Source organism: Marivita sp. (genome assembly GCF_051859345.1).
Taxonomy (GTDB): domain Bacteria; phylum Pseudomonadota; class Alphaproteobacteria; order Rhodobacterales; family Rhodobacteraceae; genus Marivita.
In genome coordinates this window covers 1-21,428 of sequence record NZ_JBHYFV010000047.1, presented here as the reverse complement: position 1 = coordinate 21,428, position 21,428 = coordinate 1, and the positions used below count along the sequence as shown (strand labels likewise).

11 protein-coding genes and 1 pseudogene are annotated in these 21,428 nt (G+C 60.3%); 5 read left to right on the top strand and 7 right to left on the bottom strand.

Annotated elements, in window-relative coordinates; all coding sequences use genetic code 11:
• Positions 1-38: 38 nt before the first annotated feature.
• Positions 39-1,043: a TAXI family TRAP transporter solute-binding subunit gene (locus ACTIEN_RS19685; protein ID WP_439524854.1), complete on the bottom strand. Its 1,005-nt coding sequence runs from the start codon at positions 1,041-1,043 to the stop codon at positions 39-41.
• A gap of 171 nt (positions 1,044-1,214) precedes the next feature.
• Positions 1,215-2,741 (bottom strand): hypothetical protein, encoded by a 1,527-nt coding sequence (locus ACTIEN_RS19680; RefSeq protein WP_439524853.1) that lies wholly within the window; start codon positions 2,739-2,741, stop codon positions 1,215-1,217.
• 106 nt (positions 2,742-2,847) lie between these two features.
• Between ACTIEN_RS19680 and ACTIEN_RS19675 the strand changes: the two genes are divergently transcribed.
• The gene (locus tag ACTIEN_RS19675) at positions 2,848-4,464 is read left to right on the top strand and encodes a winged helix-turn-helix domain-containing tetratricopeptide repeat protein (protein WP_439524852.1); all 1,617 of its coding nucleotides are present in this window, start codon (positions 2,848-2,850) and stop codon (positions 4,462-4,464) included.
• A gap of 94 nt (positions 4,465-4,558) precedes the next feature.
• Here the strand turns inward: ACTIEN_RS19675 and ACTIEN_RS19670 are convergent, their stop codons facing one another.
• From ACTIEN_RS19670 to ACTIEN_RS19655, 4 genes are read right to left on the bottom strand one after another with little or no spacing between them, the layout of a single operon-like run.
• Positions 4,559-6,391, bottom strand: coding sequence for an acetyl-CoA hydrolase/transferase C-terminal domain-containing protein (locus tag ACTIEN_RS19670; RefSeq protein WP_439524851.1), 1,833 nt, complete (start codon positions 6,389-6,391; stop codon positions 4,559-4,561).
• Positions 6,392-6,396: 5 nt separating this feature from the next.
• On the bottom strand, positions 6,397-8,463 hold the full coding sequence (locus ACTIEN_RS19665; protein WP_439524850.1) for a 3-hydroxyacyl-CoA dehydrogenase NAD-binding domain-containing protein: 2,067 nt from the start codon (positions 8,461-8,463) through the stop codon (positions 6,397-6,399).
• Entirely contained in the window at positions 8,463-9,746 is a 1,284-nt protein-coding gene (locus ACTIEN_RS19660) for an acetyl-CoA C-acetyltransferase (RefSeq protein ID WP_439524849.1), read from the bottom strand. The genes ACTIEN_RS19665 and ACTIEN_RS19660 overlap by 1 nt, the downstream gene beginning before the upstream one ends.
• Entirely contained in the window at positions 9,743-11,992 is a 2,250-nt protein-coding gene (locus tag ACTIEN_RS19655; RefSeq protein ID WP_439524848.1) for an acyl-CoA dehydrogenase, read from the bottom strand. The genes ACTIEN_RS19660 and ACTIEN_RS19655 overlap by 4 nt, the downstream gene beginning before the upstream one ends.
• Before the next feature lie 138 nt (positions 11,993-12,130).
• Between ACTIEN_RS19655 and ACTIEN_RS19650 the strand changes: the two are divergent.
• A pseudogene (locus tag ACTIEN_RS19650) lies at positions 12,131-12,496 on the top strand (exopolysaccharide biosynthesis protein); the annotation flags it as partial.
• A gap of 270 nt (positions 12,497-12,766) precedes the next feature.
• Here ACTIEN_RS19650 and ACTIEN_RS19645 read toward each other — a convergent pair.
• Positions 12,767-15,238 (bottom strand): vitamin K epoxide reductase family protein, encoded by a 2,472-nt coding sequence (locus tag ACTIEN_RS19645; protein WP_439524847.1) that lies wholly within the window; start codon positions 15,236-15,238, stop codon positions 12,767-12,769.
• Between the two features lie 455 nt (positions 15,239-15,693).
• Between ACTIEN_RS19645 and ACTIEN_RS19640 the strand changes: the two genes are divergently transcribed.
• The 3 genes from ACTIEN_RS19640 (at position 15,694) to ACTIEN_RS19630 (ending at position 21,306) form a co-directional block, all read left to right on the top strand.
• Positions 15,694-16,455: a PRC-barrel domain containing protein gene (locus tag ACTIEN_RS19640; RefSeq protein ID WP_439524846.1), complete on the top strand. Its 762-nt coding sequence runs from the start codon at positions 15,694-15,696 to the stop codon at positions 16,453-16,455.
• A gap of 764 nt (positions 16,456-17,219) precedes the next feature.
• Positions 17,220-18,431, top strand: coding sequence for a permease (locus ACTIEN_RS19635; protein WP_439524845.1), 1,212 nt, complete (start codon positions 17,220-17,222; stop codon positions 18,429-18,431).
• A 544-nt stretch (positions 18,432-18,975) separates the two neighbouring features.
• Entirely contained in the window at positions 18,976-21,306 is a 2,331-nt protein-coding gene (locus tag ACTIEN_RS19630) for a DUF4214 domain-containing protein (RefSeq protein WP_439524844.1), read from the top strand.
• Positions 21,307-21,428: the final 122 nt, after the last annotated feature.

The window sequence follows — 21,428 nt, the reverse complement described above, 5'->3', positions numbered from 1 at the left end:
GTCAGCTATCGGGCGGCACGGATGCCGCGCCCGGAGTCTTAATCCTCGAGGAGTCCGGCCTCGCGGTAGAAGCGCTCCGCGCCAGCGTGCAGCGGAATGCCGATCCCGTCGAGCGCCGTCTCTGCGGTGATCGCCGCGCCCTTCTGGTGCCCGGCGTCAAGCAAAGCACGGGTGCTGTCGTTCCAGAGGGCCGCTGTGATGTTGTAGATCAGCTCCTCGGGCTGGTTCGCGCTGGTGACCCATTGAGCGCCGACCGAGAGAGTGGTTACATCGTCGCTCACGCCTTCGTATGTGCCACCTGGGACCGTGTTTTCTGCGAAGAACGTGTATTCGCCCAGGATACCCTCGGCCTGTTCACCAGTGATCGGCACAATGGTGATGTCGGTCTGGCTGGCCAACTCGGCGATGGCGCCGGCGGGGAATCCGCCCACGAAGAAGAAGGCGTCCATGGCGCCGTCGCGCATCCGCTCGCCGGCCTGGTCGGGCTTGAGGTACTCGGCCTCGATGTCATCCTCCGAAAGCCCATAAGCTTCGAGGATGATGCGCGCGTCGACCAGGGTTCCCGATCCCGGTTCATCGAGCGACACGGTCTTGCCGGCGAGGTCGGCCGGGCTGCTAATCCCGGACTCCGCCGAGGCGACGAGGTGAATCGTCTCTGGGTAGAGGCTGGCGATGGCGCGCAGGCTGTCGACCGCGTCCCGATCTGCCCAGATACCGGTGCCAGTCTGGGCCCATGTCGCCACGTCCGATTGGGCGAAGCCCGACTCGAGCGTGCCGCCGGCGATGGCGTTGACATTGGCGACCGATCCATTCGCCGAAAGCGCGCTGGCGATCAGGCCGGGCACCCCGCAGGAGCCGCCTTCCTCGCAGGCGCGCGAGCCTGGCGGACTTGATATGGCGTTCGCGATGAGGCCGCCAATCGGGTAGTAGGTCCCGGCGGTGCCGCCGGTCCCGATCCGGAAGAACTGCGGATCCTGGGCCGTGGCCACGGTTCCCAGTACGGCTGCGGCGGCAGCGAGCATCGTTGTCTTGAAAGACGACATAATAGCCTCCTGATTGATTGGTGTGTGTTGCAGCTAATCAAAGACAGACTTGAAATACAACGGTCCACTCTTCAGGAGATATTCGTGGGGCAGGTCATACCTCATGACCGGTGACCGACCCGCACCTGGCGTCGAGCCTACAAAATCATCGTGACGTGTTCCCAATTGGCCCTATCCACCCGAGGAAAGCGCCAAACCTTTCACGCTGCGCCGCCTGTTTGGTGACGTCGCCAAAGACGCCTGATAGGCCTTGGTCGCACCCGCCTTATCGCCGACCGCCAGCAACATATCCCCCAAGAGTTCTCTGGCAGGCAAAACGTGACCTGGTGTCACCGGGGCCTTGCCTGCCTTGTCCTCCACTTCCGCGGCTGCGCGCATGAGGTCTACCGCTGCTTCGGTAGCGCCCCGTGATAGCGCAACCCAGGCCTCGATGGATTTGGTCTGGGCGTCGAGAAGCGCCAGCCAGTAGCCAAGGTCCCGATCCTTCATCACCTGGCCAAGCTCCGCAAGGTGATCCAGCGCGTCCTCGGCGTCTGGCAAATCGCCGGAACGGGCCGCACCGATGCCCTTGGCATACCAGCGAATCGCCACGGCCTGCGGAAACCTGTCCCAACTGATCGCAGGATTCAGATCGGCGGGAAGGGCTGCCGCACCGGCCCAGTCGTCCTGTTCCAATGGCACTCGGGCGGCCGTGGCCGCGTCGGCATAGGCGGAGCCGAAAGTGTTCTCCAGATCGGGATTCGCATGGACTTCGGCCAGAAGGGACTCGGCCGCCGCTATGTCGTCCGCTTGCAGATGGGCATAGACAGCGTAATCGATGGCGTGGGGGTAGTGATCCGCAATCACGTCGCGCTCGGATTGGGCCAGCACAGCAGCGGCACTGCGCGCGTTCCAGGCTGCCGATTCCTCCCAAAGACCAAGGCGGGTGAAGATATGCGATGGCATGTGCAATGCGTGGGGCACTTCGGGGGCGATCTTGTCATATCCCCTTGCCGTTTCCAGCGCCCGGTCGGCAAGAGCGGGGTGATCGTATGCATGAATGGCGTAGTGATAGCCTGCAGGATGCTGCGGAGCCTGCACGCGCAGGGCGTCCATCCGGGCACCGGCATCCTTCAGTTCGGGCACAGCATCCGGGCCGCGGGGGGCCATGGTGAGTTGGGCAAGCGCATCGAAAGCCACGGCGTCAAGATCTTCAGGAAAGGCTGCGTCGATCTCTCGTTGTTTCGCGGCCCAGGCGGCAAGCCGTTCGCGAAAGGTCTTGTCCTCACCGGCATAAAACGCCTGCACCGCCTCGATATAAGCCGCTTCGCGCGGCGTGCCGGGGTCCATCTCTGCCAAGTGCGCGACGGCTGCGCGACCGGCTTCGGTTTCTTCGGGCGATGGTCCGCCGGGCCAAAGCGGATGAAACTTGGTCATGGCGATTCCCCATTGGGCCATTGCGCAATCGGCGTCAGCCTCTGCCGCAGCTGCGAAGTGAATGGCGGATTGGCGGTACATCATGTGATGCAAAAGCAGCAGGCCGGTCTCGAAATTTGGCTGCGCTTCGGCACTGCAGGACGTGGCAAAGTTGACGTGACCCAACTCGCCTGCGTTCAGACCATTGAGAAGTGTATCGGGCGAATGTGCCGTCGACGCGGGCGCCAGCAGGATAAGCGCCGCCGTCGACACGGAAATTTTCAGGTTTGAAATTGTTGGCATTGAATGGTTCTCCTTGTTGAGTAAAGAGGCCGGACCTTTTTCGGTCGCGGAAAATAAATTCGGGGGAAAGGTCAGGCGTGCTATCCTGCCATCGGAGGCCAAACGTGTGCTGAATGGCAAACGAAATGACCTGAAATCTTTTGAAATCGACCTCGGTGTTGCGCGGTTCGACAAGTCGTCGGGCTATCTATTCGACAGCGATGGGCGTGAACTGGAACTGCGACACCAGTCGCGCGAAGTGCTAAAGGTGCTGGCGCAAGATCCCGGCAGAACAGTCTCGCAAGCCATGCTGATCGAAAAGGTCTGGGCGGGCCGCACAGTGTCGCCGGACAGTGTCGCGCAATGCATCGCCGAGATTCGCCGCGTGCTGGGTGACAGCGACAAGCGTCTGGTCGAGACCGTGCCGCGCAAGGGCTACCGACTGGTCCGACCCGCGTCTGCGCGCACCCCTCAGCGCAGCGGCACCCTTGTCGCGGCGGGCGCGATTCTGGTCTCTTGTCTGGCACTGGTCTGGACCTTGCAGAGCCGGCCGCCCGCAGCGCAGGAGCCGCCGGTTATCGCTGTTCTGCCGTTCGACGATTTCAGCGCGGCGCCGCATCAGGGCTATGTCAGCGATGCGGTCGCCGAGAGCATCATCACCATGCTGGCACGCTATCCGCAACTGACGGTGATTTCGCGCAGCTCCAGCTTTCAGTTTCGCGAGTCCGATCTGGGTACTTCGGAAATTGCAAAAAGACTCGCGGCAGACTTCTTGCTTGAGGGCAGTCAGCAATTCGACGGAACGCGCTTGCGGATCACGGCGCAACTGATCGACGGCGTGTCAGAGGCTCATGTCTGGGCGGACGAAATTGACGTACCTCTGGACGCGCTTCTGGAAGTCAACAGCCAGATCAGCGGGAAAATCGCCAATGCCGTCGGCCACAGCGTGATAGACACCTCTGAAGCGCGGATGACAGGGGGTGACGTCGGCGCGCTGATGATCGCGAACGCCGCGCAAAGCCGTATCATGCGCAGCTTCACCCGCGAAAACCTCATGAAGAACATTGAAGAACAGGAGCAGGCGATCAGGGACTACCCGAATTCCGCTTGGGGATATCTCGGCCAGGCTTTGTCGTTGCGCGTGGGACTGCGTTACGGCTGGATTGATGGCGACGAGGCGGCGACGCGCAAACGCATGTATGAGCTTGCCCGAATGGCTATAGAACTCGACCCGAACAATTTCATGGCCTACCACGCACTCGGACGGGTCCTGATCCACAACCGCGACGTCGAGGCGGCGATCGGCGCATTCCGGCGAGGCGTCGACCTGAACCCGTCGTCGTCGATCGTAACCATGGGGCTTGCCGATGCTTTGGTCTATGTCGGCAAGACGGACGAGGCGCTTGAGGTAATCGCACGACTGGAGCGCATTGATCCGCTTTACGGTTTCGGTCTGACATGGGCCAAGTCCTCGGCCCTGTGGCAAGCCGGGGCGTGCGAAAAGGCTCTTGATGCATTTCAGTCGACTCCTTCGATGCCGATCGCAGCCTACAAAGAGCTTGCCGTGATTCATCACTGCCTTGGAAATCAAGAAAAAGCGGCCAATGCGATGCAAGACTACCTTGCGGAAAATCCAGCCTGGACAGTCACCCACGAGCGGAAAATCAACACTGGAATGTGGACAGCCCCGGGCGTTTTGGAACGCTGGCTGACGGCACTCGAAGCCGCGGGCATGCCCTTGTGAAATTTCATCAACGAGGCAGGCATGAAAGTGTCGTGGCCCGTATGGATCAGAATGTGCCGTCGGCAACCAGCCGTCTAAGTGAAGACAACGCAGGTCAAGTGACGCGATGCCAGACCTCCTCCGCTGTCAGTCGCAACGCGCCACGTAGCGCCAGCGCCGACACTCCGCCGCCCTGAGCCCACTCCATCCGGGCCAGTGCCTCGGCCTCGCGCGGGTGGGGTGCGCCGGTCAAGGCCGCGCGCAGCAGGTGGGCCTTGCCACGCCATGTGCCGCCAAACGCACGCAAACGCTCCAGCGCCGGTAGCAGGACCTCTTCGATCTCCGTGAATTCGCTGCCGAACGGAAAATCCGGAAGATCGGCACGATGCGGCAGCAGCCAGTCCTGCACCTTCTGCGGGAAATTGCGGCGGTGCGCGTCCGGTATGCGGTGATCGTCGGGAAGCTTGCCCGCCGCCTTGGCCTTGTCATGCAATTCGCCTTGAAAGCGGCTGTCGGCAATGGCGAGCATCGCCGCGATGCATTCGGCGTCGCTGCGACCGCGTAGGTCGGCGATCCCGTATTCCGTTACCACGATATCGCGCATGTGGCGCGGCACGCTGACGGTGGCGACGTCCCAGCGGATGTTGCTGACCGTCTGACCGCCGCTTTCGCGCACCGCTGGCAGTGTCAGGATCGACCGGGCTCCCTCCAGCGCGAAGGCCTGCTCGACGAAGTTAAACTGCCCACCGATACCGCTGACCACTTGCCCGTTCTCCAGCGTGTCCGACATCGCGTCGCCCAGCAAAGAGACCTGCATCGTGGCGTTGACGAACCGTGCCGCCACCCGCGCGGCGCGCTTTGCGGCCTCGTCGCCATAAAGCGCGTTGGTAAAGCTCACCGGCATCATCCCGATCCGATCTCGATCACGGGCCGACAGGCCACGCAGCCGGGCATAGAAATCGTTGCTTTCCACGAAGAACCCGGCATGGATGGCGGCGCCCATGGCTTCGCGCCGTACGATCCCGGCCTCGAACAGCCGCAGCATCCCTTCGGTCAGCATCTCGGTGACGCCATAGAGCCCTTGGGCGAATGCGCCACCGGGCGGTTCTTGGACAGCGAATGGGCAATCGCGCTGGATCACCCCTACGCGACCCTCGTGCCGAAGGATCAACGCATGGCCCACCGCATCCCCCTGCGCGCCGATACCGATCTGAAGCGTACCACCATCCGAGATCAGGCGGGCAACGTGCAGACCTATGGCGTGGGCCTGCGGGCCCACAATGCGGCGCGGAGCAGAAAACAGCGCGCCTTGGGTATCAGGCACCAGTTCATGGGCGAACTCGCCAGCGTCGATCTCACCCTGCCCAGCCAGCAGCAAGGGCATATCGGGATGAACCTGGGCAATGGCGATGAAATCGGCGCGACCGTCGCGGCGGAACGCGAAGAGATCAGCCGAAATGTCAGTGTTGCCGCCCAGCGACAACCGGTCCCCGTCGCGCGCCAGAAGCTGCACCAGCACGTTGGGGTTCTTCGACATCAGGACATCGCGTGCATGTGTGTAATTGGCGGCGATATAGCTTTGTTGCGCCGCGGCGACGCCAACCCAGTTCCCCGCCTGAAGGAAGAATTCGGACACTTCGACGTTGTCGGGCAACGTGCCGTCGCGCATCATTCCGGCGTAGGCGGGCGCACGGTAGTCGCCGAAAAGGCGCGACATCGCCGGACCGAGGAACCGCTTTGCCACCTCGTTATCGGTCTCGGGCAATTCCAGCGTCAAGGCGGTGAAGATCGACAAATGCCGGGCGGGAGCACGAGTCGCTGCGCGGATCAATGCGTCGACAATCTCCACCGGTTTGCCGAGCCCCAGCGGCAGCGCCAGGCGAACTCTGCCGCCGCAGTGCTCAAATACCTCCTCCGCCAGCGCATCGGAGTCCGTCCATTGGCGCATGAGGGTCAAAGGTCCGACCAGCCCGCGTCGGGTTCGAACCGGGGGCCGTGACGTTCAGCCAGTTCGGTGAGCCTCTCCGCGACCTCCTGAGTGCCGCGGTGGCGCGCGTAATGCATCGGACCACCGCGGAAGGGTGCAAAGCCAGTGGCAAAGATCATTGCGGCGTCTACCTCGTCGGAACTGGCCACGACGTCCTTGCGCAGACATTCGACGCAGGCGTTCAACAGCGGCAAGATCAACCGGTCGGTCAGATCCTCGGGCGCGCCTTCCAAGGCGGCATCCGGATGAGGGGAACCGTCCGACCAGGCATAAAAACCCCGGCCGGTCTTCTTTCCCAGATCGTTCGCGTCTACCTTGTCGCGCAGGGTCGAGGAGATTTCCGCCAGCGGCGTGTCCAGTCCGGCATGGAGGCTTTCCGCCACGTGCAACCCAATATCGAGCCCGACCTGATCGGCCAGCGCCACCGGGCCAATCGGCATCCCGAAGCGGATCGCAGCGGTGTCGATCACCTCTTTCGAAACGCCTTCGTCCATCAGCACCATCGCTTCGAGCAGATAGGGCGTCAGCGCGCGGTTTACCAGGAAGCCAGGGTAGTCACGGACTTGCACCGGCAGGCGGTCGATGGCGCTACAAAAAGCGGCAAGGCGTCGGGTGATTTCGTCGTCGGTGCCGTCATGGCGCACAACCTCCACCAGTTGCATCTTCGAAACCGGATTGAAGAAATGCAGTCCGGCAAAATGCACGGCATCCGGGGCACCGTCGCGCAGATCGTCCAGCGACAGGCTGGAGGTATTGGTGGCAAGGATCGCGCCATCCTTCATGCGGTCGGCCAACCCGCCGTACATCTTCCTCTTGATTCCAACCGTTTCCGGCCCTGCTTCGATCACCAGATCGGCACGGACGATGCCATAGCCTTTCGGGTCCGGTATCAATCGGTCCATCGCATCACGGATCTCGATCTTCGACAGATGAGCGTCTTCGGCGACTTTGCGAGCCCGCGCGACGGCGCGCCCCAGCGGATCGGTTTCGACATCGCCCAGCGTCACGGTCTTGCCCTTGATCGCGGCCCAGCCAGCGATTTCGGTGCCCATTGCACCGGCCCCGATCACATGCACATGGTCGATACCATCCGCGCCGCGTGCGCCGTCCTTCAGCCGCTGACGCAGAAAGAACACGCGGCGCAGATTTTTAGACGTGTCGCTCTCCAGCAGCTTGGCGAAGCTCTCGATCTCGGCGGCCTGCATCGCGCCGCGGTCGTCGCCGTGCTCTTCCCAGATGTCGATCTGGCGATGAGGCGCGGGATACTTGTCTTTCGGAGCTTTCTTTTCGGTCTCGCCGCGCATCTGGCGAGCCGCGAGCGACCGCGCGCTGTCAAAGTCCAGCGCCTTTGCCTTGAGCCCACGCTCATGGCCGGCCTTTGTGTCCAGCATTGCAGCGACAGCGGTGCCGACGTGACGTTCGCGCACCACCTCGTCAGCGATGCCGAGCGACTTTGCCTTCCTGGTATGCGCCGTTTTTCCGGTCAGCATCAGTGTCATCGCCTCGAGAGGGTCGATCAGCGACGTCAGGCGGAATGTGCCGCCCAAACCGGGATGCAGGCCAAGCTGCACCTCGGGAAAGCCGAAACTGGCGCCTTCGACAGCGATCCGGTAGCCGCAAGCCAGCGCGATCTCGAACCCCGCGCCGAGGGCGGCACCATGCACCACGGCGATGGTCGGACAGGGCAAGGCTTCAAGCCGGTCCAGCACGTCATGGCCACGTTTGAGGAGATCCGCCGCCCCTTCGCCTGCCATGTCGTCGAAGCCATCTATGTCGGCCCCGGCCGCAAAGCCCGCAATCTTTGCAGAGCGAATGACGACGCCTTTCGGCACGTTCTCTTCCAGATCATCCAGCTCCCTGGCCAACCCCTCAATCACATCACGGGAGACGGTATTGACCGACTTGCCTTCGCAATCCAGCACCAGCCAGACGACCCCGTCGGCCTCGCCACGCCGCCAAGGATGGGCCTCTTTGGTAGCTGGGCCAAGCTCCAGCTTCGTTTCGCCCAGGTATTTCAGAACCGGTCCGGTCATCATACAGCCTCCAACAGCATTGCACCACCAAGACCGCCGCCGATGCATTCGGTCGCGATGCCGGTCTTGTGGCCCGCGCGCTGCATGGCGTTGGCCAGGTGCAGCACGATGCGGTTGCCGCTCGTGCCGACGGGGTGGCCCAGTGAAATCGCGCCGCCATCGATGTTGAGCATGTCACGATCAATCCGCCCGAAGGCACTGTCGAATCCCAGCACCTCGCGGCAGAAGTCCTCGTCGGACCATGCGGCCAGACAGGACAGAACCTGCGCGGCGAAGGCCTCGTTCAATTCCCACAGGCCGACATCCTCGACGCTCAGCCCGTTGCGTTGTGCGAGTGGGGTGGCGGCCAGAACCGGGCCGAGGCCCATGACCGCAGGATCAAGGGCGGCCCATTCGCTGTCCTTGATTTCGGCCCGCGGGGTCAACCCGTGTTTTTCCACCGCCGCTTCCGAGGCGACAATGACCCAGGAGGCGCCATCGGTGATTTGGCTGGAATTGCCCGCCGTGACCTTGCCATGGGGCTTTTCGAACACGGGTTTCGGCTTGGCCAGCCCCTCCATATCACTGTCGGGCCGCACGCCATCGTCGCGCACGAAGACTGTTCCGTCGGACGCAAAGGCCGGCATGACCTCGTCGTCCAGCCAACCTTCCTCTTGCGCCTTGGCCAAGCGGTGATGGCTTTCCATCGCATAGGCATCCGCCGTCTTGCGGTCGATGCCGAAGTGGTAGGCCAGCACCTCGGCGGTCTGACCCATGTTCAGCGTGGTGATAGGGTCGGTCAGCCCGTGCTCCAGCCCGATCACCGGTTTGAAGAAGTCCGGGCGCAAACCGGTCACTGCCTTGGCCTGTGCGAGCGGCCCCTTGGCCTGGCTCATCTCGCCGAACCATTCGACGGCTTCCTGCCGCAGCGTCAGCGGCGCGTGACTGAGAGCCTCGGTGCCCCCCGCCAGGATCATCTCGTGGCTGCCATCGCGGATGTAGCGATAGGCGGTGTCAATGCTCTGCATGCCCGAGCCGCAGTTGATCTGCATGGTAAACGCCACCATTTCCGCACCCAATCCCAACCGCAGCGCCGCAACGCGGGCCGGGTTCATCTCGTCGGCGATGACATTGACGCAGCCGAGAATCACCAGGTCCAAGGCGCGGGCATCGAACCCCTGTCGCAGCAATAGCGGGCGTCCGCATTGCACGGCGAGATCGACTGGCGTGAATGGGCCGGGCTTGCCTCGAGCCTTGAGAAACGGGGTGCGTGCCCCATCGACCAAATAGACTGGTCGGGTCATTCTGCGGCCTCCTCTTGTCGGGTGGGGGAGTCAAGTTCGGGGTAGAGCGTGGCAAGCTCTTCAGGTGTGTAGTCGTCCACCGCGACGACCTTGTCGACACGCGCCTGCATCTCGGCAATGCGCTCCGCGTCCGCCTCGGAAATGATTCCGGCGGCAAGCCCACTTTGCGGTGTGTGGTCCGCCTCGCGCAGTTTCTTCATCAGTGGCGCATTGAGGGTGACCGCGTCATAGGCCGCGTTGAGGTCGGCAATCCCGTCACGCGAGCACCCTTCGAACAAACGCCCGACGATCCGATCTCGGGTCGCGGAGGGGTCATAGATCAGTTCGGCACATGCCACTGTGCGCGCGTCGGACGGTCCACGGGCGGAACCCCCCGGCAGGATCATGGCCCAGAGCAGCCATGCGGCCCAGCGGGCAGGCAAGGCGTTCAGCACCTCGACCAACGCGATGCGGATGCGCTGGAACCCCCGATCGGCGGCAAAATGCACGAGCGGAAGATCGGCGTCATGGCGGCCCTCGTCTTCCCAGCGCTTCAGCGTCGCCGAGAGGACATACATCTCTGACAAGATATCGCCCATGCGGGCCGAAATCATCTCTTTGCGTTTTAGCGCGCCGCCGAGCGTCAAGAAGGCGAAATCGGCGGTCAGCGCATAGGCCGCCGACCAGCGCGAAAGCTGTCGGTAGAACGGTTTGGTCTTGCCCGCGCCCGCCGGGGCCGGCGCGAGGTAACCGCCGGTCCAGGCGCGCCCGATGGCCCGGCCCATGGTCTTGGTCGTGTGCTTGATGTGAGCCCAGACGCTGCGATCGAAGGCGTCGAGGCTTTCTTCGTCATCGGCGATCGACAGCGCTTCGATGTTGTCCAGCATATGCGGATGCGCCCGGATCGAACCCTGCCCGAAGATGATCAGGCTGCGGGTAACAATATTGGCGCCTTCCACAGTTATGCCGATTGGAACGGCGCGGTAGAGCGGCAGAAGATAGTTTGACGGCCCGTCAATCACCGCCTTGCCGGAATGTACATCCATTGCGTCGTTCACTGCATCGCGCATCCGGAATGTCGCGTGGGCTTTCATGATTGCAGAGATCACCGACAGCGCATGCCCCTCGTCCAGACCCGCGCAGGTCAACCGCCGCGCGGCATCCGTCGAATAGGCATCCGAAGCCAGCCGCCCCAGCCGTTCCTGAACGCCACCGAACATTCCGATAGGCAGATCGAACTGTTCGCGGATGCGCGAATAAGCCCCGGTGGTATGGGCCGAAAGCGCGATGGCGGCACAGCCCATAGACGGTAGCGAAATACCGCGACCCGCGGCCAGCGCGCTCATCAGCATCATCCAGCCACGGCCTGCAAATTCCGGCCCGCCGATGATGTGATCGAGCGGTATGAACACATCCTTGCCCGTCGTCGGACCGTTCATGAACATTGTGGAGGAGGGGATATGCCGTCTGCCGGTTTCAACTCCGGAAAGATCGGTGGGCACCAGCGCACAGGTGATGCCGATGTCCTCCACGTCGCCAAGATGGCCTTCGGGGTCGCGCAGCTTGAAGGCCAGACCCAATACGGTGCAGACCGGGGCCAGCGTGATGTACCGCTTGGCCCAGTTGAGCCGTATCCCCAGCACCTCCTCGCCCATCCACTGGCCCATCTCGACAACACCTTCGTCGCGCATTGCAGAGGCATCCGAGCCAGCATCGGCACTGGTCAGGCCAAAGGCGGGCAGTTCGGTACCATCGGCAAGTCGGGGCAGCCAGTGGTGCTTCTGCTCATCCGTGCCAAACATGTGCAAGAGCTCGCCCGGGCCCAGCGAATTGGGCACCATCACGGTCACTGCGGCGGAAACAGAGCGGGTCGAAAGGAAGCGTACAACCTCGGAATGGGCGAATGCGGAAAAGCCCAAGCCACCGTGTTCCTTGTCGATGATCATGCCGAAGAACCGGTGCTTGCGCAAAAAGGCCCAGGCCTCGGGCGACAGATCGGCGGCTTCCTTATTGATCTTCCAGTCGTCGATCAGGGCGCAAAGTTCGCGGCAGGGGCCGTCAAGGAACGCCTGTTCCTCTTCGCTCAGTTTCGGTTCGGCGACCGCAGCCAGTTTCGACCAGTCGGGATTGCCGGAAAACAACTCGGCCTCCCACCAGGTGTCCCCGGCCTTGAGCGCTTCGGCCTCGGTTTCGCTCAATGAAGGCATCGCCTTTCGGGCCCAACGGTGAAGGGGCTTGATGATCTTGTTTCGGCGAAAATCTGACATTCAAAGCGTCCCACATGGCGTAGTGATGTCGGATAAAACGCATCAGCACTCGAATATGTTCCTGACATTTGCACGACTGCTCGCTGAAGGGTCGTCTCATCTCAGCGCTCTTGGCCACTTTAGCCGCTTGGCGCGGTTTCCGGAGGTCGCACGGCACTCGCGGTCATCGTCGCAACGTTTGCAATTCAAATCGCATTGGGACGACAGCACATGTGGCCGCCGGATATCATCAAGCGCCGGTCCATTGACTGGCGCAAGTTGGACAAGGCAACCAGAAAGAAGTGGCCCAACGGAAAGAAGCTGCACCGATGGTGCCACAAGAGATTGCTCCCTGTTCACCAGAAAAACGGCCTTGCTTGCCGTGGCTATCGGTCTCGGCATGGTAGGCAGCGGCGGTTAACGCCGCCAGGTCGACGCCTGATCCTTTGGGCTCTCGATCGGGTCGAGGATTGCGCGGCTCATGGTGAGGTTCCTTTCGGTCGGTCTTCTCAAAAAGGGACGTAAATCGGGGATGGTTGTCAGGACCGTCGCCGAACCCTCTTCCGCAGCGGGTCCGCCACGGGATGACATCCGTCATATCCAGTAGGGATCGGCCCCATAACTGCGATGCGTCTGTTCTTCCCAGGTGCGATCGTTTTCCCAACCGCTCTGGGCGTCCGGCAGATTCAGTTCTATCATCCTGCGCCTCACTTGCCGGTCCAGGGTTCGATCTTTCTGGCCAAAAAATCTTTGGCGACTGCAACAAGGGGGCGATAATCAAATAAATTCATAGCGTTATCGGATGAACCTGTCCCAGCTTCCGAAACTGCTGTTGACCGTACCGCGCGGAATACTGAGCGCGATCAGCGCCAGACCGCAGAGCGCCGAGAACACCAGCCCCGCCCAGGCCGCGCCCGCCACCATCGGCGCAAAGAGCAGCACGATCCCCATCAACGCATTCAGGAACCGCGCCAGTCGCGCAACTGGAGCAAGTGCTGCGACCGTGACGGTGATCACCAGTGCGCCGACAATGTGGTTCGTCGCTGCCACCCCGCTGCCCCAGGCAAAGACCAGCGGCGACAGCATCAGGATCACGCCGACCGCCAAGGATGCCATCAAGGTCCACGGGAACGTCATGCCGCCCGAGATCATATCACGGGCAATCACCCGCGGGCTGCGCTCGAAATCTTCGACGTGGCGGTCATCGGCGCCGTCGTCGGTGTCGCCGGTAAAGAAGACCCGCAACCACGGCTGACCCGCCTTGTGACGTCGGCGCAGGAACTGGTAGCTGGCCACCAGTTCATCCAGCGAATAGGGGATCTGCCAGACCATAGCGGCGGCGGCAATCAGCGCCAATGTCGAATAGGTGCCGATCACGATGGGCTGGATCACGATAAAGAAGATCGAGACCGCACCCAGTGGCACGATCATGATACCGAACAGTACCACAAGCCACGGCATCGTGCGCCAGCGGCGCGCCGACCCCATGACCCCCACCAGGATTTCCAGCGCATAGGTCAGCGCGCCAAGGCCTGCATCCGGCACCGGCCACGCTTCGGACACCGAAGAGGAGATGATCTGCTCGGTGCCGTTCTTGTCGGCCAGTGTGCCGGGAAAGAACGGCTCCCACACACTATCGATGGATTCCAGTTGATATGCGGTCAGATAGCGCGAGACCAGCAGGCCAATGACTGCCAGCATGATGACCGGCAGACGCTGGAACCAGTCGGAAGGGGAATAATCCCAGCCCTTGGGAATTGTCGGCCCGGTCTGCGCGGCAACCGGCGATACGCCCGGCATCGGCGGAAGGCAAAGCGCAAAGGCGACCGCCAGCATGCCCACCAGCGTGTCGTTCAGATAAGCGGCGCCGTTCTCTGTCCAGAACAACAGCGGCGCGAACATGATCCAGCACCCGACGGCGGCGGCACCATAGCGCGCCCAGGGCATACGCCACGACAGCGACAACAACCCGAAGGCGATCAACAGCAGCCCTGCCAGCATGTCGCTGATAATCATACCCGGATGAACCAAACCCAGCAGCGGCGGCGACGTCAGCAGCCACAAACCCAGCCCGGCATTGGCCCAAGCGCCCCAGAGGTTGGCGCGGTGATGTTCACGGTATTCCGCTTCGTGATGCGCACGCAGTGCTTCAGCGTCCTCAACCCGTGCATCTGCTGATTCAAGCCAGGTAGGTGGCGTGATTCCGTTTTCCCGATACCAACTCAGAGGATCGTCTTTCAACGCCTCGATCAGCAGCGGCAGCTTGTCGTCGATACGCTGCTCCGGTTCCCAGTCAAGGAGACGCCGAGCCTTGGAAAGGTCGAGCGCAAAATGATCGCTTGCCATATCGATCATGAAGGGCCTGATGAAAGGTTTTTCCCCCAAGTCCAGCGCATCGGGCACCACCGGCTCGGCCGAGGTCTCCAACTTTGCGCCCAGCCTGGCCACCGGCGCAGGCAGGACCAGCGTTTCCCAGGTTTCCTCGCCATGGATCAACGCGCCGATGCGATCTTGCAACGCGGCATAGCTCATCGTGTCCGGCTCGCCTGCCAGGAATACCTCGTCGGCCGCCAGATCGGCGCGACGGTCCACCACGCGGACGAACAGGGCCAGCATGTCATCGCGATGAATGAACGCCTGCCCGGCATCGGTATTGCCAGAAAACACGTGGGCCTTGAAGTCGCGTTCATAGATCCGCGCGATCTGGTGGCTAAGCGTGGGCACGGCGGTTTCGTCGTCATAGAGTCCGGCAAGGTGCAGGAAAACGGTCGGTATGCTACCGGCCTCGGCGCGGATGATCTCTTCGGTCCGGGCCTTGGATTGCGGGTAGGCCCAGCCCGGCGCAAGAGCGGTGTCCTCGGTGATCCTCTCGCCGGGACGTCCCGGTTCGTGCACCAGCATCGTGCCGGAATAGACGAACTGCTCGACCTCGATGCCTTGCAACGCGCGCAACAGGTTCCGCGTACCATCCTCGTTCACCATCTTGTACTGCGGACGGTCCTTGCCGCTGAAGTCGAAATAGGCCGCCAGGTGGATGACCGACGCCACCCGCTTGCCGCTGATCGTGTCGTGCAACTTCTCCATCGCGCGCGCCACCGACGCAGGCTCGGTGATGTCGCAACCGATCATGTCGCTCCGGCCCTCGCAAGCCTCCGGCAAATCCAGTCCGATCACGCAATAGCGGTCCGACAACTCCTTGCGAAGTCTGCTCCCGATATTTCCCGCAGCACCGGTGATGACGACGATCGGCTTTGTCTGTTTCGTCATAGCTCCTCTTTCCAGCGCCCTGCTGACTGCCCTACATACGAAGGCCTAACGTTTGGGGCCGGGGAGAGTTCACTCGGATGTCCACTGACAGCCTACACCCACTGATCTGTTCATCCCGCGCGCCGGTTCTGAAAAGGTGTGGTGCAAACAAGTGCCTCCAGCGGTACGACCCGGGCGAGGGCGATGTTCGTGCCAATGCGCCGTGAGAAGTAAGCCCAGGCGACAAAGGCGATCCGGTCTCTTGATCGCGAACCCAGCACCAGCCAGAAACCTCGTCACGGTCTTCGGCGGATGGATCAGTGCGGGCAGAGGACGTGGCGTGTCGTCACGTCGTCCGATCCGCGTTTCGGGGAGGCAATAGTCCGGTTTGAGATGTGCCCACATCGACGCAGCAATGGAACGACTGTTATGGGACGGGCGTTCACCGGATGAGCCACTGTGTCCGGGAGGTATCCATGCTTTTGTCCTGCAACGACCTGATGACCTTTGTGATCCGTGCCGCCGACGGACGGACCGGCGGCGTCGATGATATCTATTTCGACGATTCCAGCTGGACCGTTCGCTATCTGGTGGCGCACACCGGGTTCTTTCTCACCGGCCACCAGGGTCTGGTCGGAACGGCCCTTCTCGGAGCCCCGGATCTGGTCAAACAGGAATTTCCGGTTGAACTGACCAAGGAGGAATTGAAGTCGACGCCGTCACCCGAGACCGACGCCCCGGTGGGAGATCAGGAAGCCCGCGCCGCATATCCGCCGGATGACACCATGTGGCCGCCGATTCTGGCTGGTACGGGTGTGCCGTTTTCGCCGGGCCTGGCCATGGAGCATTTGGGCTTCGAGCAGATGCCTGACGCCAAGCGGCGGGAAAAGGGGGCACGGGGCGATCCGCATCTGCGCAGCTTGGCCGAGGTTTCGACCTACGCGGTGGAGGCCAAGGATGGCGAGTTTGGTTCGGCTTCGGACTTTCTGATCAATCCCGATACATGGACCGTGCAATTCGTCGTGGTCGATACCGGAAAATGGCTTCCCGGTCGGCGCTTTGCTGTCACAACCGACTGGATTTCCGAAATCGACTGGCCTGCTGGCAAGATTCATGCCGATGTTGATCGGAAACAGATTGAAGACGCCCCGCGCCTGCGCGATGTCGAGGACTTAAAACTGAGCGATCAGAAGATGATGACCGAGCGTTACGGTGCCGTCGGCTATTGGCCGATCTGAGGCAGGTCGCACATCGGACCACACCAATGGCGGTCATTGCCTTAACCACCTTGACGAAACCCGCGACGATAGCGCCCAGCACCCGCTCGCTAACGCCTTCGTGATGCGAGGGTCGTAGGGAGGGTTCTACGATTGGCCGCCCCGGCATCGCACGGACTACGTCATGTCAACGTCAAAAAAGGAGGCCCCATCATGCATCGCAATATGACAACCTCGCCGGGCCAACCACCTCGCGAAATTCCGCCAATCCCGGAGCCGGACACGACACCGCCCGGTCCACCTCCAGAAACACCCCCGTCACCAGATTTGCCCGAGGACCCGCCTTTGCAACCGGAGGAAGTACCGGGCGAATCTCCACCCGAACGGGGACCGGACCTGCCGCCGGAAACGGCGGGACGGAATTTGCGGGCGACAGGATTTGGTTTGCCTTGGTGAGTGCGGGATCGCTCTTTCCGGGCAGATTTGGAACTATGACCCGTGTGGGGGAAGACGTCTGCGGGCCGATCTGGGCGCTGTTTATCCCGTCGGAGCTGCCGCGCGATGGTCGTGTGTTGCGGTTAGGACAAGCCGCGCTTTTGGGCCTGCCAGACTTGCTGCTGCCTACATCAATTACACGTCAGACCATTGGAGCATGCCGTATCAGCGCAAAACCGAAACGACCAAAGCTCAAAATACCCGATTGAGAAATTCCGGAGATTTGCAGCTATCGCCCTTTCGATTCCACAATCAGGGAACCCGCCCCAAGTCTAATCGTTGATCAGAATATGGACGGATCGTTTCTTCAAACATGGCATCAGTCGGCGATTACTGCGCTCGGGCTGTTCTGGATGGCGTTCTGGGCCTTCAGTTTCGGCTACGTCATTTCGGCGATGATCCAGGTTTTCGTCACCCGTGAGAAGATGCGGGACGCGATGGGCGACGAAGGTCCGAAGTCGGTCGCTTTGGGCAGCGTCTTCGGATTTATCAGCTCCTCGTGCAGCTTCGCCGCGCTCTCGGGGACACGCGCACTTTTTGCAAAAGGGGCGGGGCTGGTGCCGTCGCTGGCATTTTTGCTGGCCTCCACGAACCTGGTGATCGAGTTGGGGATCATCATCGCCATTTTCCTGGGCTGGCAATTCGTGGTTGGTGAATATGTAGGCGGAGTGCTCTTGATCCTGCTGATGTGGCTGGTCGTGAAGCTTACGCGCAGACTGGCACCTGTCGATGCCGCGCGGAAGCGCGCGCAGGAACAGCAGGGCGATGAAGGCGCTGAAAACTCCGGGATCGACTGGAAATCGCGCATGACATCGTGGAACGGGTGGGCGGACGTATCCAGACGCTATGTCATGGAATGGGGCATGGTGTGGAAGGACGTGACCGTCGGTTTCACCATCGCTGGTATCATCGCGGCCTTCGTGCCAAAGGCATTCTTTCAATGGCTGTTCATCGGGGGCGATAATCCGGGGTTTTTCGCCCTGCTCGCGCAGGCGCTGGTCGGGCCACTGGCCGCGTTCTTCACATTCATCGGCTCGATGGGGAACATCCCGCTGGCGGCGGTTCTCTACGGTAACGGCGTCGCATTTGCAGGCATCATGGCCTTCATCTTTTCCGATCTCGTTGTGATCCCGGTCTTGCGGGTGAACGCGAAATACTACGGCTGGAAGATGTCATTCTACATCCTAGGTGTCTTTCTCGTGGTGCTGGTGGCGACGGCGTTGCTGCTTCACTACGGTTTTGCGGTGCTCGGTCTGTTGCCGTCTGGTGACCAAGTCAAATCGGTGACGGATCGCATGTTTTTCGCGATCGATTATACCTTCTGGCTCAACATGGTGTTCCTCGCAATCTCGGTTGTATTTTTCGGCTGGAAATTCAGGCAGACGGGATTTTCCCTGTCCATGGGAACGGGTGTGATCGAGAGAACCCTGTTCTGGCTGGCGCTTGCGGCCTATTGCTGGCTCGCCGTCGGTCTTCTGATCGGGCTCGGTGGGACTGGTTGATGAGGTAGACCAAGACGAACGACGGACAGGAATTGAAATCTGTGCCGCATGACCAGAGCCATCTCGACCCGGACACCGGCGACAAGCGCGGCGGGATCTTCTTCTGGGCCAATGGTTTTCTGAAACGTCGCCTAGGCTGCGGGTGGTGTTCTTTCGGGCGGCCTGGCGCTGATTGCCGACGCAGAAGGAAAGCGTGAATATCAAAGCGCTCTTTCTGCACAATCTCTCGGGCGCGCTAGCCACTGTATCTTTCAGGTTTTAGGGGCCAACTGAGTACCATCGCGCCAGATCACGTTCTTGTGAGGAGGCATGTCTACGCCATAAACAGGGCTGGAGTATCCCATCGCGGCTCATTTCGATTTGTGGCTGCACTGGTTCGAAAGTGTGGCGGGGCCACATTCTTTCCATAGTTCTTGGTATAACGGTGTTGGGTCCCATTGCTGCCGGAGCGGGAACACTGACACAGCTTGTAGAATACGGCTTTCTGCCGCCAATTTCGCCTGATCTATTTGGTGGGAACTTTTTGGGACATCGCGATAGCGTGATGCCCAAAGATAACTTTGCCAGTTTGATCAACGCGTTAGATCTGTATTCTCTGCGGTTCCCGGGAGGCTCGGTGACCGAAACCTACTATTCGATTGAGGAACCGGATCGCACCGAGGCTATCGATCCCGCCACGGGCGAAGGAAAGGCGATCACACCGTTGTCAGATTTCTTCGCATTCGCCTATGGCGAAGGCGTCGGGGTCACCATAACCCTTCCGACTCGACATTACTTGTCTGCAATCGAAGACAGCAACGGCGATCGGTTTGCCGACATCGAAGAAGACTTGCTTCGGAACTTCATCAACGAAGTACTGACCGAAACGTACGGCAAGGCAAACGTCACGGCTTTTGAGATCGGCAACGAGTACTGGGGCTCGGGTCAGATGAGTGCGGTCGAATACGGCCGGTTGTCGTCAGAAATGTCTCGGATCATCAGCCAAACGCTGGATGAACTGGCCAAGAGCCCCGGGTTCGAACGTCCGCAGATATATATTCAGATGGGAACGAACTTCAACTTTTCGTCTCTGGATGAACAGTATCTTGGAACAACGGACGAAACCTTGGCGGAACTCTCAGGCGACTACGGGATCATGTTCACCGAGGATGCTGTGAAGAGCAATGGAGACATTGCCTGGACGCGCGTCAACAATCAACTGATCTTGAACGAATACGATACCGTTGTCGAGAGGAACTCAGTCAACGGGGTTATCGTTCATTTGTTTTCCCGCGACCCTGCCTTGCCAGGTCAGCGTGATTTTCAACTGAATGTTGTCAAGGAGATGTGGGTCGATAGCGGCTATTTTGAGAATTTGGATATTTATGTATCTGAGTGGAATTTGTCCGGAAGTTCCTCGGAATTCGAGCGGCGCTCCGATTACGGTCTCTATCAAGCGCAGGAAATGCTCAATATCCTAGAGGCGTTTAGCTATTGGGGTGTGGATCAGGCTGCAATCTGGCCCTTGGTCCAAAACACTCCGAACACCTTGGCCGCAGGATGGGTCTACGACAGTCTGACGCCAGCCGGTGAGTTTTTCCGCATCATGGCGGATACGCTGCCGGGCATGGCTCCGATTGATTTCAACGCGCAAGACGGGGTCGAGACGGAACTGCGAATTGGCGACGTCAGTGTCCATGGTTTCCACGCCAGTGAAACGCTTGTCCTTTTCGCCGTCAATAGTGGCCATGATACTACGAATGTGACCATTGATCTATCGTCATTGATCAGTGCCTCCGGAATCCCCAAAGCCGTCTTACTTGGTGTTTCTCCGGGAGACGCCCCGGGCGACAACGCGTCCTCTCCTGTTCTGACAAGATTGCAGGTTGTTGAGTTTCTGGATGGCGATTATTTGATCGTTGACCTGCAGCCAGGTGAGATTCTACAGGCGACTTTCGACGGGTACATTCCGACAATTGACTTTTTCGATGCAATTTCTGCTCATGAAGAAAGTATGGATAATACCGCAGTCTCCCCGGTCAGAGAATTGATTTCTGGAACGGACTCTGACGATCGGATCGAGGTTTTTGGGGCGTACCGTGTTGATGGTGGACCGGGTCTAGACACGCTGGTTCTGAGTGGGCAGCAATCCAATTATACCTTGTCATTTGCCGGCGACATGATCATTGTAGATGACCGTCGTCTTGATGCAAATGGACCAATTTCTGCGTCCAACGTGGAACGTTTGGAATTTGCGGAAGATCTGTCGACATTCGGTACTGATAGTATCCGCATCAGTGATTTTGACGGGATGGCCAATCTTCCCAGTGAAGCGATCGTTTCACTTGCCGAGCTTTACATTGCATATTTTGACCGGGCGCCAGATGCGCTTGGGCTGTTTTTTTGGGGGAATAAACTATCGGAAGGAATGAGTTTAGAAGACATCGCCGATGCATTCTTTGATCAAACCGAAACCAAAGAGCTATATGGCGAGGTAACGAACCTAGCCACTTTCATCACGTCCGTTTACCAGAATGTTCTTGGGCGCGACCCAGATGCTGCTGGCATGGTGTATTGGCAGAATATCATGGCGGGCGCGTCACAAATCTCAATACCAACCTTCATTCACGCAGTTTTGGGCGGTGCCAAAGCCGAGACTGGTGATATTGAAGATGCAACCTACCTCACCAGAAAGGTGGATTTGGGAATGCATTTTGCAATTGCCAACGGTTTGTCTGATGTTCAGGCGGCGCGCAACGTTATGGCAGTGTTCAATGGTACAATCGAAAGCTTGCAAAAGGGCATTGCCAGATCTGATGCCACTCATGCTGAGACACTTGCAGGGGACGGCTTCATTGTGCGGACTGTTGGATATGTCGATTATGACCTGACTTAACAGTTGTGCGAAACATTGCCTGAGTTGTCACACTTGGGCGTTTGATTCGGTGAGCGATCATCGCATAATGAAGATTATGTTAATTATTTAAGTTTTCGAACGGTCTATGCTAAATCGGCCCG